12 protein-coding genes and 1 pseudogene are annotated in these 12,993 nt (G+C 72.4%); 3 read left to right on the top strand and 10 right to left on the bottom strand.

Annotation, left to right across the window (positions count from 1 at the left end; genetic code table 11):
* Positions 1 to 105: 105 nt before the first annotated feature.
* Positions 106 to 1,728 carry an alpha/beta hydrolase gene (locus ACFWXO_RS30405; RefSeq protein ID WP_380527605.1) on the bottom strand — a complete coding sequence of 541 codons (1,623 nt, stop codon included), beginning with the start codon at positions 1,726 to 1,728 and terminating at the stop codon, positions 106 to 108.
* 552 nt (positions 1,729 to 2,280) lie between these two features.
* Between ACFWXO_RS30405 and ACFWXO_RS30400 the strand changes: the two genes are divergently transcribed.
* Positions 2,281 to 3,771: a purine-cytosine permease family protein gene (locus tag ACFWXO_RS30400; protein WP_380527603.1), complete on the top strand. Its 1,491-nt coding sequence runs from the start codon at positions 2,281 to 2,283 to the stop codon at positions 3,769 to 3,771.
* Positions 3,772 to 3,911: 140 nt separating this feature from the next.
* Here the strand turns inward: ACFWXO_RS30400 and ACFWXO_RS30395 are convergent, their stop codons facing one another.
* From ACFWXO_RS30395 to ACFWXO_RS30365, 7 genes are all read right to left on the bottom strand, one after another.
* Positions 3,912 to 4,289, bottom strand: coding sequence for a bleomycin resistance protein (locus ACFWXO_RS30395; protein WP_380527601.1), 378 nt, complete (start codon positions 4,287 to 4,289; stop codon positions 3,912 to 3,914).
* A gap of 44 nt (positions 4,290 to 4,333) precedes the next feature.
* The gene (locus tag ACFWXO_RS30390; protein ID WP_380527599.1) at positions 4,334 to 4,900 is read right to left on the bottom strand and encodes a dihydrofolate reductase family protein; all 567 of its coding nucleotides are present in this window, start codon (positions 4,898 to 4,900) and stop codon (positions 4,334 to 4,336) included.
* Between the two features lie 88 nt (positions 4,901 to 4,988).
* Positions 4,989 to 6,314 (bottom strand): MFS transporter, encoded by a 1,326-nt coding sequence (locus ACFWXO_RS30385; RefSeq protein ID WP_380527595.1) that lies wholly within the window; start codon positions 6,312 to 6,314, stop codon positions 4,989 to 4,991.
* The gene (locus ACFWXO_RS30380) at positions 6,311 to 6,976 is read right to left on the bottom strand and encodes an ArsR/SmtB family transcription factor (RefSeq protein WP_380527593.1); all 666 of its coding nucleotides are present in this window, start codon (positions 6,974 to 6,976) and stop codon (positions 6,311 to 6,313) included. Before ACFWXO_RS30380 ends, ACFWXO_RS30385 begins: the two co-directional genes overlap by 4 nt.
* A gap of 143 nt (positions 6,977 to 7,119) precedes the next feature.
* A complete protein-coding gene (locus tag ACFWXO_RS30375) occupies positions 7,120 to 7,248 on the bottom strand; it encodes a hypothetical protein (protein WP_380527591.1) in 129 nt (42 codons plus the stop codon).
* Positions 7,249 to 7,312: 64 nt separating this feature from the next.
* Positions 7,313 to 8,059 (bottom strand): DUF4232 domain-containing protein, encoded by a 747-nt coding sequence (locus ACFWXO_RS30370; RefSeq protein WP_380527589.1) that lies wholly within the window; start codon positions 8,057 to 8,059, stop codon positions 7,313 to 7,315.
* A gap of 204 nt (positions 8,060 to 8,263) precedes the next feature.
* Entirely contained in the window at positions 8,264 to 9,070 is an 807-nt protein-coding gene (locus tag ACFWXO_RS30365) for a pyrroline-5-carboxylate reductase family protein (protein WP_380527587.1), read from the bottom strand.
* Positions 9,071 to 9,357: 287 nt separating this feature from the next.
* On the opposite strand from ACFWXO_RS30365, the gene ACFWXO_RS30360 reads away from it, so the two are divergent.
* Positions 9,358 to 10,578 carry a response regulator gene (locus ACFWXO_RS30360; RefSeq protein WP_380527584.1) on the top strand — a complete coding sequence of 407 codons (1,221 nt, stop codon included), beginning with the start codon at positions 9,358 to 9,360 and terminating at the stop codon, positions 10,576 to 10,578.
* A 67-nt stretch (positions 10,579 to 10,645) separates the two neighbouring features.
* Here the strand turns inward: ACFWXO_RS30360 and ACFWXO_RS30355 are convergent, their stop codons facing one another.
* Positions 10,646 to 11,641 (bottom strand): hypothetical protein, encoded by a 996-nt coding sequence (locus tag ACFWXO_RS30355; protein WP_380527581.1) that lies wholly within the window; start codon positions 11,639 to 11,641, stop codon positions 10,646 to 10,648.
* 124 nt (positions 11,642 to 11,765) lie between these two features.
* Positions 11,766 to 12,020 (bottom strand): annotated as a pseudogene (locus ACFWXO_RS30350) (alpha/beta hydrolase); the annotation flags it as partial.
* 152 nt (positions 12,021 to 12,172) lie between these two features.
* On the opposite strand from ACFWXO_RS30350, the gene ACFWXO_RS30345 reads away from it, so the two are divergent.
* Positions 12,173 to 12,664: a YcxB family protein gene (locus ACFWXO_RS30345; RefSeq protein WP_380527579.1), complete on the top strand. Its 492-nt coding sequence runs from the start codon at positions 12,173 to 12,175 to the stop codon at positions 12,662 to 12,664.
* Positions 12,665 to 12,993 lie beyond the last annotated feature (329 nt).

The raw sequence follows: 12,993 nt of genomic DNA, 5'->3' as shown, positions 1-12,993 counted from the left end.
ACCCACCGCTCAACCCACCCACGGCCCGCCAGTCGGCGCCGCCACCGCCCCGCCCCCCCCCCCACGGCCCCGGCCTCAACGGCCGGTCGTTCGAGGGGAGATCCTTCAGACCGCCGGGAAGATCTCAGCGTCCGGCTTGAGCAGCTGGCCCGGCTTCGGCGCGGTGCCGTCCACCAGGTAGCGGGTGACCAGCGCGTTCAGCGCCTTGCTGCGGCCGACGGCGCAGTGCTCGATGGAGTCGACGCTGACCAGCACGGCGTTGCCCAGCTCCTGCTGCATCCGCTGGGCGAACTTGTACTGGGTGGCCGGGTCGTAGAGGTTGCCGATCACCATCACGGTGTTGGAGGTCTTCTTGTTCCAGGGGCCGGTGAAGCGCTCGGCGTCCCGGGCCGGGGCGGGCCAGCTCGCGCACGCCGGGGCGTCGAAGGCCTGGTAGCGGCCGAAGGTCGGCGACTCCTTCTCCCACGCACGGGCGACGTTGGCGAACACCCGGTCGTTCGACGGGTACGGCTTGTCCTGGCAGTTGACGCCCATGTAGGAGTCGTCACCGGCGTACTCGGAGTCGGCCGGGGCCTCGCGCAGCGCCCGCGGGACGTTCACCGTGAGCTGGTTGGCCGCCTCGTCGGAGACGTCCGCCTTCGGCGCCAGCAGGGCGGCCGCGGCCGGCTTCTGCATCACCTGGTAGGTGGCCTGCAGCGACTTCGCCAGCGGAGCCAGCTTGGCCTGCGAGTACAGCGCGCTCGCCACCTCGCTGGTGAAGCTGCTCAGCGTCACCTTGGAGCCGTTCGACAGCGTGATCGGGCTGGTCCGCAGGTGGTCGCGGAGCTCGTCGAACTTGGCGCGGGTGTCGCCGTCACCGAAGGCGCAGCGCGGGGCGCCGGCGGTCTGGCAGCGCTTGAGGAACTCGTCCAGGGCGATCTCGAAGCCGCCCGCCCGCTGGCGGTCGTACTCCAGGCCGTTGTGCAGGCGCAGGTCGGGGTCGACGTTGCCGTCGACGATGACCGCGCGCACCTTGTTCGGGTACATGGCGGCGTAGGTGGACCCGATCAGCGTGCCGTAGGAGAACCCGGCGAAGGTCAGCTGGGAGTCGCCGACGGCGCGGCGCATCCGGTCGAGGTCACGGACCACGTTGATGGTCGACATGTGCTCGATCAGCGGGCCGGCGTTCTTGCTGCAGGCGTCGGTGTAGTCCTGGTCGGCGTCCAGGGTCTCGTCGACCTCGGCCTTGGTGACGGGGACGCCCACCATGCGGTTGTTGACCGCGTCGGCCTCTTCCTGGGTCTTGAAGCACTTGAGCGGGTTGCTCCGGGCCACCCCGCGCGGGTCGAAGCCGACCAGGTCGAACTTGGCCTGCACCTCGGCGCCGAAGCGGGTGGTGGTCGCCCACATGTAACCGCTGCCGCCGGGGCCGCCCGGGTTCATGAACAGCGAACCGATCCGCTTGGCCGGGTCACTGGCACGGTGCCGCATCATGGCGATGCCGACCTTCTGGCCCGACGGGTCGTCGTAGTCCAGCGGCACGGGGTAGACGGCGCAGTCGAAGCCGCCCGGGTCCGGCTTGGTCGGGTCGGGGTTACAAGGCTTCCAGTCGACGGGGTCGACCTTCGCTTCGGCGGCCGCCGCACCCGGGGCCTGGTCGATCGGCGCGGCCGACGCGGCCACAGCGGTTCCGGTGACAAGGGCGAGCGCGCAAGTGACCGCTCCGGCCAACGTGGATATGCGGGACAAGGAACCTCCTCCGTGCTGAAAGGGCGGCCCCAGCCTGTCAGTCTGAGATCTCCCTGTGAAGACCTCGTAGCGGCGGAATTGTTTCGGACTTCCGGCCGCTCTCCCCGGAAACATTCTGTGAATGAACCAACTTGACGGTTGATTGACCTGACGGTGGTTCAACCACACCCGATCGGACGACGGGCGAGCGCCGACCGAGCCGTGGGTCGGCGGGCCGACCAGGTCCTTGATCCACTCGACGCGGCGCTCCTCGACCGAGCCCGGGCGCCGCATCCACTCCCCCGTGGACTCCGGCCCGTGCCCGGGACGCCCGCCGGGTCGGCCGGACGGGCCGGCCGGACGGGCCCAGGAGGCTCCGGGGCGGCAGGACGGCGGGGCGGCGGCGGGATGGCGGCGGGGCGGCGGCGGGCCTGCGGCGGGCGGCAGGGTAGCGCAATCAGGATGCATCCGGAACAAAGTAGGATGACTCAACTCCCGCGCTACGCGCGAAGAGTTCCATAAATGTTCCATTTGCCCGATTTACCACCGCTTCACACGCCCGGAGCCCCCCTCATGGACAACACGTCCACCGCCGACACCGCCGCCGGCGCGATAGAGACGCGCGGAATCGAACCCGTCCCCGACCACGAGCGTCAGGGCAGAGTCCGCGAGCTCTTCCCGACCTGGGTCGCGGCGAACATCAGCGTCCTGCTGCTCACCATGGGTGCCGCCCTGGTGGTGCTGAACCAGCTCAACTTCTGGCAGGTCCTGATCGTCGCCGCGTGCGCCGCGGTCGTGTCGTTCGGCCTGGTCGGCGTGCTGTCGGTCTCCGGCAAGTGGGGCGGGGCCCCGGGCGCGACCCTCTCGCGGGCCACCTTCGGGGTGCGCGGGAACCTCTTCCCCGGCGCGATCCTCTGGATCGCCCGGTTCGGCTGGGAGACGATCAACGCCGTCACCGGCGCCTACGCCGTGCTGACCGTGCTCGACCTGGTCTTCGGTGTCAAGAGCAACACCGCGCTGATCGTGATCACCCTGTTCGCCTTCGTCGCCTGCACCTTCCTGGTCTCCGGCATGGGCCGGAAGGCGCTCAACGTCTGCAACACCTGGTCGACGTACCTCTTCGGCGTGTTCAGCGTGCTGGTGCTGGGCTACCTGATCGCGACCATGCACTGGAGCGAGGTCTTCTCCAAGCCCGCGGGCACCACCGCGATGGTGGTCGCCGGCATCGGGACCATCGCCGCCGGCGGCATCAGCTGGGTCCCCACCGGCCCGGACTTCGCCCGCTACCTGCCGCACTCCGCCTCCGGCAGGAAGATCGTCGGCGTGACGGTCTCCGGCGCCGGCCTGGTCATGGTGCCGATGGTGCTGATGGGCGCCGTGATGGCGGTGGCCTCCCCCGGCCTGGCCCAGGCCGCGGACCCGGTCTCCTTCCTCGGCGACCTGCTGCCGACCTGGCTGGCCGTGCCCTACCTGCTGACCGCGATCGTGGGCATGCTGCTGATCAACAGCCTGTCCATGTACTCGGCCGGCTTCACCGCGCAGACCATGGGCGTCAAGCTGCCGCGCGCCCTGGCCGTCAGCATCAACGCCGTGATCTCGCTGGTCGGCGGCCTGCTGCTGATGCTGGTCGCGAAGAGCTTCCTGGGCTCCTTCATCACCTTCCTGATCCTGCTCGCCGTCTCCTTCTCCGCCTGGATCGGCGTCTACGCGGTGGACATGTTCCGGCGCCGGACGCGCGCGGTGCGCTACGACGCCGCCGCCCTGATGGACACCACCCGGAACAGCCGCTACTGGTACGCGGGCGGTTTCTGCTGGCAGGCGATGGTCTCCTGGGTGCTCGCGCTGCTGTTCGGGCTCGCCTTCACCAAGTGCGACTGGTTCGCCGGCCCGCTCTCCGACACCCCCGTCGGCAAGTACGGCCTGGCCTGGGCCGCCACCATCGTGATCTCCGGCGCGATCATGGCCGCGCTCCCCACGCCCCGGGAGAACACCCCGGCCACCCCGGCCACCCCCGACCGGTCGGCCGCCGAGCAGGCCGAGCGGACCGACCAGGTCACCGTCTGACCCCGGCCGCACCCCGGGCCCGCCCCCGGGCCCACACTCCGGACCGCCCGGTCGCAGCGACTCAGCCGAGTCGGGGCGACCGGGCGGTCCCGTTTCCCCCTGCCCTTGACGCACTCCCCGTGGAACGACGACCGCGGGTCTCAGCCGGCCACCGGGCTACCGACCCGCAGCAGGTTGCCGCTGCGGTCGACGAGGGCGAACTCCCGCATCCGGTAGTCGGTGCCGCCCACCGGCGTCAGCCGGCTGCCGGTGGCCGGGTCGGCCTCGACACCGATCCGCTCCCACTCCCGGTGCCACGCGTCCGCGTCCCGGACCTGGAGGTAGCAACTGCTGGCCGTCGTCAGCGGATCCACCCCCGGTTCATGGCGGAAGTGCAGCTCGACCGTGCCCCGGACGACGATCAGGTAGCCGTCCGGCCCGTCCCAGCGGCCCCGGGGCTCGAAGCCGAGCCGGCCGTAGAACTCCTGGGTCTCGTCCAGGTCCCGGCTCGGCAGGACCGGAACCGCGTACTCGTCCATGCCGCCACCCTATCCGCCGCCCCGGAGCGGGGTGCTCGGACTGCTCAGCGCCTCCTCTCGTACCTGGTCAGGAGGACACCGTCGGGAAACGTCCGCGTCTCCACCAGGTTCAGGTCCACCCAGCCGTCCAGCGCGGTGAAGAACGGCGTGCCGCCGCCCACCAGGACCGGGTGGGTGGCGATCACGTACTCGTCGATCAGCCCGGCGCGCATGGCCGCCCCGGCGAGCGTCGCGCCGCCGATGGTCATCGGGCCGCCGTCCTCGGCCTTGAGTCGGGTGATCTCGCTGAGCGCGTCGCCGGTGACCAGGCGGGCGTTCCAGTCGACCGTGTCGATCGTCGAGGAGAACACCACCTTCGGCGTGTCCCGCCAGTTCCGCGCGAACTCGACCTCCGCCGGGGTGGCGTCGGGCCGCTGGTCGCCGGTCGGCCAGTAGGAGCTCATCGTCTCCCACAGCTTGCGCCCGTACAGCGACAGGCCGCTCGCCAGCTCGTGGTCGAGCCAGTACTGGAAGAGCTCGGGGCTCGGCGGTCCGCTCCAGCCGATGTCGTCGCCGGCCGCGGCGACGTAACCGTCCAGGGTCAGATTCATGCCGTAGATCAGTTTCCGCATGGCCCGGCCTTCCGTCCGTGGGTGTCCGGCGTCCAGACCAGCGTGAGGACCGTTGTCGTCCCCCGCCACCTGCCGCTGCGCGACGACGTCATGTCGCTACCTTCGCACTGCCTCGGGGGACGTCCTCCTCGGAGTCGCCCTGCCCGCGCGTACGGTCCAGCTCGCGCCATTCCGCCCGCAGTCCGGCCAGATTCGTGGTGAGGAAGTACGCGGCGCCGCAGGTGAGCAGCACCGGAAGGAGTCCGACGGCGGCCACCGCCGCCCCGGCCAGCAGCCCGCCGAGAGGGATCCCGGCCCAGGCCAGCGAGTCACCGAGGGCGTTGACCCGGCCCAGCATCCGGCGCGGCACCCGCTCGACGAGGACGGCCCCCAGCACCGGGTTGACGAAGCCGGCACCGAACCCGCTGACCGCGAAGACGGTCAGTACCACCCCCACCGGGGCGCCGGAGGCGAGGACCAGGAACCTCGGCGCCCCGGCGAGCAGGAATCCGGTGAGAAGCACCGCCCGCCGCCGCAGCCGGTGCGCGACGGCCGCGGCGATCAGGCTCCCGCCGACCGCCGCGGCTCCCGTCACGCTGCCCATCAGGCCGATCGCGGTCGGCCCGTTGCCCGACTCCCTGGCCCAGACGGGTACGAGCACCGAGCCGAACGCCGCGTCCAGCAGGTTGGTGATGCCGACCATGACGATGACGGTGAGCAGCAGCGGCTCGCCGCGCAGGAAGGTGAAGCCCTCGCCGAACCGCCGCCAGTAGCCCGGTCCCGTCTCCCCGGCCGGCGAGGGGGCTTCCTCGGCCGCGTGTCCCATGCCGCGGGGCAGCGCGAGTTTGATGATCACTGATCCGAGGGCGAAGCAGCCCGCGTTGACGGCGAGCCCGGTCAGGGGACCGAGCAGGGCCACCAGGGATCCGCCGACGGCCAGGCCGACGGTGGAGGCGAGCCGCTCGATCACACCGGCCAGACCGGTGGCCCGTTCCAGCGGCACCCGGCCGCGCTCGGCCGCCTCCGGGACCATCACCTCCTTGGCCAGGTCGCCTGGGCCCCGGGCCGCGCCGATCAGCGCGACGAGAACCAGCAGTAGGGGAAAGGAGAGCAGGTCCAGGGCGTGGAGCAGGGGAACCGCGGCGGCGGCGGTCGCGCTGGCCAGATCGGTGGTCCAGGAGACGGCCCGCGGGCCGATCCGGTCCACCAGCGGTCCGGTGAACGCCTTGACCACCACGTAGGGAGCCATCTCGCAGAAGGCCACCAGTCCGGTCCGGGTGGCGCTGCCGGTGGTGACGAGGACGAACCAGGGCAGTGCCACGACGGAGATCCGCGTGCCGGTCAGCGACACGACCATGGCCGCCAGCACCCCGCCCAGCGGCCGTAAGGACCTCTTGCCGGGTATGCCGCCGGCCTCCGGGGCGTCGTCGGTCATGACGTCGGACTTCCTTCCGCTTCCTGGGGGCCGGAGGGGAGCGACGACGTGGCCGGCGCGTCCGGTTCGGGCAGGATCTGCGTGATCACGGCGACCCGTTCGGCCCCCTCGGGGGCACCGGCCGCGGTCTCCGGCGTGTCCCGCCGGTAGCGCGCGATGACCTCCGCCAGCTCCCGGTACAGGGCGGCGGCTTCCTCGGGCGTGAGCCGCAAGGCCCAGTCGCTCATGTCGAAGGTGTTCCGCCAGGTGCGGGGCATCGTCTGGAGCCCGTTGAGGGCTTGCTGGGTGCGCAGGGTGTAGATCGCGGCGACGGACTGCTGGTAGGCCAGTGCGGCCTCGGGCTCCCGCTCGGCCAGCTCCGGTTCGTTGAACCAGGTGGTCCGGTGCACCGAACGCCACCAGCGTTCGCGCGCATTGCCGCGTTCGGTGTCCTCCTCGACGAAACCGGCCGCGCCGAGCTGCCGGAGGTGGTAGCTGGCCGTACCGGAATTCACGCCCAGCCGCTCGGCGAGGCGGGTGGCCGTCGACGGGCCGTGCTTCCGCAGCAGCCCGACCAACTGCACGCGCACCGGATGCGCCAGGGCGCGCAGCCCCTTGGCATCCAGGACGACCGAGTCCTCATCACCCTGCGGGCCGTCCGGCCCCTCCACTGCATCAGCCATGCGACACACGGTAGTCCGCAAAGAGTTCTTTGCGAAGAGTTATTCGCGAAGAACTCTTCGCGGTTCGGTTCGCCTGCGAAGTGCCGCCGCTCACCCGTCGACCGTCGCGCAGCACCGTCAGTGCCGGGCATCAGTGCCGAGCGTCAGTGCCGGGCGAGGCCGGCCTCGCGGGAGAGGTCGGGGTCCTCCGGGGCGCCGAGGACGAGGATCTGGAGGGCCGCGCCGACGTAGACGACCAAGAGCCGGGCGATCCTGCGGGGCTTACTGGGCATGGTGGTTGTCCCTTTCTCTCGTTCGCTCGTTCACTCGTTCGCTCACCGGAGGGTGCTGCCGGGGTCACCAGGAGGTGGCGTCGTCCATCGACTGCTGCCAGTAGGTGACCTTGAGGGAGTCGTCCACGTAGACGCCCTTCGCGGGCAGCGAGGGCTGGGACCCGGCACCGACGCTCTCGTTGCCGGACGGGCCGTGGAAGTAGACGGCCAGGGAGTTCACCGTGTGGCCGTTGGCACTGTCGGTGCCGTCGGTGGAGGACAGGTTCACGGAGGCGTAGCCGGACTCGCCGGGCTTGAGCGTGACGACGGCCTGCGGCTTGGAGTCGGTGATCACCGGGGGCACGGACTGGGCCTCCCCGAACCGGACCGCCGGGTAGCCGTACAGGTAGCAGGTGCCGCTACCGGTGTTGGTGACCGTGAGCAGCATGTGGTTCACGGGGCGGTTCAGCGGGGCGGCCGTCGTCCGGGTGTTGTCGCCGGTGCAGGTGACCGGCTTGGCCGCCTCCGGCGCCGGCCCGCCGGACGACTTGGACGCGGGGGCGCTCGCCCCGGGCTTCGCACCGGTGGACGCGACTGCGGCGGCCGAGGGCTTCCCGGTGGTACCGGCGCTGCCCGCCGGAGCGGCGGGCGAGGGCGAGGCGGACGAGGGCGAGGCGGAACCGGCGGCCCGGAGGGTCGGGCCGGTCGTCGTCGCGATGTCCCCGGTGTCCCCGTTGCCGTTGCAGGCGGAGACCGACAGGGCGGCGAGCACGACACCCACGGCGGCGGTGGCCAGCCGGGTGCGGGAGGTACGGGAGGTACGGACGGACATGGGCTCGGGCCCCTTCGGCAAGCGGTCGAACCGTACGTCGACCGGATGACCGAAGCCTGCGGAACGGTCCGTCCCGGCCGCCAGAGCCAACGCCCCGTTGGGGACACTGGAACGGCGAAAGGGCCTCTGACCTGCGGGAACGATGCGCCCCTGGAACGCCGAAACGGGACGCCGAGGGGCCTGGCGGGCCCGCGCGCCCCGCCGTCAGTGCGGGTGCCGGTCGGACCGTTCGTTGTCCTGCGTCGCCCGGAAGGCAGCGCGCCACGCCGCGTCGAGGCCCTCGCGGGCCGCCTCGATCCCGGCGGCGGTGTTGCCGCCGGGAACCGCGACCCGCTCGATCACCTCCGCCGGCGTGGCGCCGCCGCCGACCAGGCGGCCCGCCGCCTCCAGGCTGCAGCTGACCAGCCGCTCCGCCAGCTCCCTCGGCAGCGGGGCGCCCCGCTCGCACTGGGCCCGGGCCATCGACACCGCGGCCTCGGCCAGCAGGGCCGGGCCGCAGGACGCCAGGTCGGTCGCGGCGCGGCCCTGCTCCTCGCCGATGACGAACGGGGTGGAGAACGACCGCAGCAACGCCAGGAGGTTCTCGGTCGCCGCCTCCGTCATCCCGGGCCCGGGCACCAGGAGCGTCGCGCCGGCGCCGATCTCGTTGCCCGCACTGGGGATCAGCTTGGCCACCGGGCCCGGCACCGCCCCGGCCAGCACCGACAGCGGCTGCCGGTTGCTGATGGTGACCACGACGTGGTCAGCGGTCAGCCCGGGTCGCAGGTCGCCCAGGACGGCGGACAGGGCCGACTGCGGCGTGCACAGGACGAGCAGCGCCGCGGCGCCGGGCAGCTCCCGCAGGGGCGTGATCCGCACGCCGGGGACGGCCCGCCGGAGCTGCTCGACGCTCGCGGCGGAGCGCCCGCTGGCGTGGAGGCCGCCCGGCCCGACGGCCCGGCCGAAAGCCGCCGCCAAGGTCCGGCCCATGCGGCCCAGGCCGACGATTCCCACCGTTCGAAGCTCGCTCATGGCGGCAAGCATCGCAGATGTCGATCACCGGTCTCCGGCCGCCGAATCACCGGCAGCGACACCACCGGCGGCACCGCCGGGGGCACCGCCGGCGGCACCGCGGGCCCGAACGCTTCACCCGGGCCACCGCCCCGTGTTGCCGATCGGTGTTGCCACCCCGGAAACGGCGGCGCAACGGGGCCCGGACCGTCCATGCTGTGACGCACCGTCAGCGCGACCAGAACAACCCACCGATACTGCGAGGATGGTGCCGTTGTGCAGCCCGTAGAACGCCGGGGGGTGACCGGGTGGGGAACCTGCAACCGCTGAGCCCCGATCTGAACGAGGAGTGCCGCGCCTTCGCCGAGGCCCTGCGCAGCCTGTTCGCGGGGTTGTGGCCCACGGTGTCGGTGCGCCGCTACAGCTCGCGCCGGCACCTGAGCCCGGGTGCGCTGTCCCGCTACCTGTCCGGGCAGCGGATCCCGTCCTGGCAGTTCGTCCAGGACCTGCTCACCGACGTGGGCGCCGACCGGGGCACCGTCGCCACCCTGGAGACCGTCGAACTCCTCCGCTCGCTCCACGCGGCCGCGCTGAGGACCAGTGCCTCGGTGGGCCACGCCGTCCAGCAGCTGCAGTTCCAACTGGCCGAGGCCGACCGGCTGTCACGGCGCTCGGCCGCCCACAGCGACGTCCTGGGCGACGCCCTGCTCGACAAGAACCACCGCATCGCCGACCTGGAACTGCGCCTCAACCAGCTGGAGAGCGACTGGGCGCGGGAGCGCGCCCGTGCGGACGAGGTCGCCGTCTACGCCGACGACCGCGCGGACCTGCTCCTGGAGAAGCAGGACCTGGAGAAGGAGGTCGCCCGGCTGGAGACCGAGTTGGGCGAGGCGCTCCGGCGCCGGCTGGCCGCCGAGGCCCGCTGCGAACTGCTGGAACGCCAGCTGATCGCGGCGGAGCAGCAGGCCGGCGAGGACCCGCTGCGGATCGAGGCTGCCGCCACGGCCGACACCGCCGACACCGCAGCCCCCACCGCCACCGGTCGGCCCAGGGTTCTGGTGGTCGACGACCAGCCCTCGAACCTGGTGGCCCTGGAGGCCGTCCTCGCGGCCGCCGACTGGGACGTGCTGGCCGTCACCTCCGGCCCGGACGCGCTCAAAGCGCTGCTCCAGCACAACGACATCGCCGTCATCGTCCTGGACGTACAGATGCCCGGCATGGACGGCTACGCGACCGCGGCCCAGATCAAGGGCCGCGCCCAGACCCGCGACATCCCGATCATCTTCGTCACCGCGATCGGCTCCGACCCGGAGAACGTCCTGCGCGGCTACGACGCGGGGGCGGTCGACTTCATCGTCAAGCCCTTCGACCCCTGGCTGCTGCGCGCCAAGGTCACCGCCCTGACCGGCATGTACCTGAACTACCGCGGCACCCCCCGCCCCGCCCCCGCGAACCGCCCCCCGCACACCACCACCGACTGGCTCCTGCCCTCCACCACCACCCCCGCTCCCCCGCACCAGCCGCCCTGACCACACCCCCGCCCCGGCTCCCCCCGCCCGGGCGGAGCCCTCATGGCCGGGCCGTCAGTCCGGACGATCAGCAGGGCACAGTGGGACTACGGGTGACGTGCGCTGTCGTCCAGTCCGGCGTTCCCCTGCCAGGGCTGAATTCGAGCCGCTGGGAGTCGCCGCCCAACAGTTCGGCGCACACCGTGCCCTCGGCGTTCACGGAGCCGTCCACGTTCAGCAGCGTGACGACGAGTCCGAACTGCCTGGCGAGCCCGGTGTTCGGATCGTGCGAGGTCACATCGAGGAGGAGGTCGACGGTCGTGGTGTTGACGGGGTTCGCCGCGCTCATCCTGACGCTGTAGTCGCCGACCGTGTAGGCCTGGGCGAACGCCTTCCGCTGCGCTGCCGCCGTCCTGGCGGCAGCAGCCGAGGCTTCTGCCGCAGCCGAGGCTGACGCCGAGACAGCGGCCGACGCCGCGGCCGAAGCGGAGGCAGCCGCGGACGCCGATGCCGCGGCAGGGTCCCCGGCCCGCGCGGCGGCCGACGCCCCGCCGGCCGCCGCCGACGACGCCCCCGCACCGACCTGGCCGGGACCACCGCCGGTTCCCTGCCCCGCCAGCGCGGCCGCCAGCACGCCGTCGGGGGACTCCGCCGGCTCCGGCCTGCCGTCCTCCGGAGTCAGCTCCTGGGCGCTCGCCGAACCGATGTGACAGGTCAGATCACGGTCGGTGACGCTGTCCAGAATCCCGGCACCGGCGATGGTGTGCCGGCCGGGCGGCACGTAGTAGAGCATGCGGCCGGCGTCGAAGGCGTGGCGCTCGGTGCTGGTGCAGGCGAGGTCGATCGTGTACGCCAGCATGCGGGGAGAACGGTTGTCGACCGATATCGCGCACCGCTCCGTTCGCATCCGACCGCCCAGGGCGGGATCGGCGCCTTCGGATGCACACAGGACGAGTCCGACGTCCGCGCTGCGGTCCCGATCCACCACCGACGAGGAGCAGCCGGACAACGTCGGGACGGCCGCCAGAGCCGCAGCGACGCAAGCGGAGGTGACGGCGGAGGCGGCCATGGAAGCACGGCGCATGGAGGGGCGCTCCTGAGCTCGGGGCGGGACGACGCCGACATCCTGCCGCAGAACGCGCCCCGCGGGTGGGGTGATCCCGACTACGGGGCACCGACCCGGTTCCGCAGCCGGAGCGCGTGCAGGGTCAGCCCCGGGGCGTCATGTCGTCGAGGAGGTGAACGAGTTCGGCGGGCCTGGTGACCATGGGCCAGTGGCCAGTGGCCAGTGGCCTGTGGCCGGAGTCGATGTCGACGAAGTCGACGTGCTCGGCCCGGGCGAGTCCCGGGGCCTCACCCGCGGCGATCCGCACCCGGGCCTGCCACGGGGTGAACTCCGGGCAGACCACCACGACCGGGACCAGGTAGCGGCGTCGGTCCGTCAGCCGGACCACGCCTCTGGCCGCCCGCTTCGCCGCCGCCGTGTCCGACCCCGGGGATCCCGCCCGTCCTTGAGCGCCGAACGCCCCTGCGGACCGCAGCACTTGGCGGCCGCCGCCGCTCCTGGCAGGATGCCGGGACGACGGGGCAGTGGACGAACCACCGGGGGCGGACTGTGAGCATCCACGTCAGCTACGAGCTGACGGCCGAGGAGGAGTACCGCGGGGTGCGGCGGGCGTACCGGCGCCGCTTCGCGGTGGTCCGGGCCTGCTGCGCGGTGCTCGTGGCCTGCGGCATCGTCCTGTTGGTGACAGGTGGCCAGCCGGCGCTCGGCGTGGTGCTGGTGGTGGTCGCGCCGCTGCTCGCCTTCTGGCAGTCGTTCGTCACCAGGCTCGGCGTCGCCCGCCACCGGGCGGAGTACCCCGGCCCGCTGACCATCACCTTCAAGGACAGCGGCTGCGCCTTCACGACGGGGAACTTCCGGCAGCCGTTCTCCTGGTCGCGCTTCACCCGGATCACGGACGACCGGGACCACCTGTACCTCTACGCCCGCGGTGAACTCCCGGTGGCCGTACCGAAGAGCGAGTTCCACCCCTACGAACTCGGCGAACTGCTGAGGGTGTTGCGGTCCAGGCCCAACTACCGCCCGCCGCGGCGCTCTTCCTGACCCCGGCCGCACGGCGGTCGAGCGCCCCAGCGCTCGGCGTGGTCGGCCTCGCGCCGGCGGCGAACCACCGACCCGCTGGCATGTCCGCGGCCGAAAGTTCGCAGGTCAAAGGTCTGTTCACGGAGCCCGGGCCGGTCTAGCATTCCGGGTCACAGCAGCCCCACCACCCCCTTGCGGAGCTGCTGGGCAGACCGGCCCACGCCCCCACGTCGGCCGGTGCCTCCCACGGCCGGGTGCGGGGGGGGCCCCCTGCCCGCCGTGGCCGGCCGGGCGGGGGGCGGTTGGTGGCCGCCGCTCAAAGTCGCGCGCCGCCAGCGGGGGGGGGTGAC

Source organism: Kitasatospora sp. NPDC059088, assembly GCF_042738155.1.
In the GTDB taxonomy this organism is placed as follows: domain Bacteria; phylum Actinomycetota; class Actinomycetes; order Streptomycetales; family Streptomycetaceae; genus Kitasatospora.
This window is presented reverse-complemented; position numbering and strand designations above follow the sequence as displayed.

Excerpts from the sequence above, each read along its gene's own strand:
- ACFWXO_RS30400 (WP_380527603.1), top strand. The coding sequence starts at position 2,281 with ATGGACAACACGTCCACCGCCGACACCGCCGCCGGCGCGATAGAGACG.
- ACFWXO_RS30395 (WP_380527601.1), bottom strand. The coding sequence starts at position 4,289 with ATGGACGAGTACGCGGTTCCGGTCCTGCCGAGCCGGGACCTGGACGAG.
- ACFWXO_RS30390 (WP_380527599.1), bottom strand. The coding sequence starts at position 4,900 with ATGCGGAAACTGATCTACGGCATGAATCTGACCCTGGACGGTTACGTC.
- ACFWXO_RS30385 (WP_380527595.1), bottom strand. The coding sequence starts at position 6,314 with ATGACCGACGACGCCCCGGAGGCCGGCGGCATACCCGGCAAGAGGTCC.
- ACFWXO_RS30380 (WP_380527593.1), bottom strand. The coding sequence starts at position 6,976 with ATGGCTGATGCAGTGGAGGGGCCGGACGGCCCGCAGGGTGATGAGGAC.
- ACFWXO_RS30375 (WP_380527591.1), bottom strand. The coding sequence starts at position 7,248 with ATGCCCAGTAAGCCCCGCAGGATCGCCCGGCTCTTGGTCGTCTACGTC.
- ACFWXO_RS30370 (WP_380527589.1), bottom strand. The coding sequence starts at position 8,059 with ATGTCCGTCCGTACCTCCCGTACCTCCCGCACCCGGCTGGCCACCGCC.
- ACFWXO_RS30365 (WP_380527587.1), bottom strand. The coding sequence starts at position 9,070 with ATGAGCGAGCTTCGAACGGTGGGAATCGTCGGCCTGGGCCGCATGGGC.
- ACFWXO_RS30355 (WP_380527581.1), bottom strand. The coding sequence starts at position 11,641 with ATGCGCCGTGCTTCCATGGCCGCCTCCGCCGTCACCTCCGCTTGCGTC.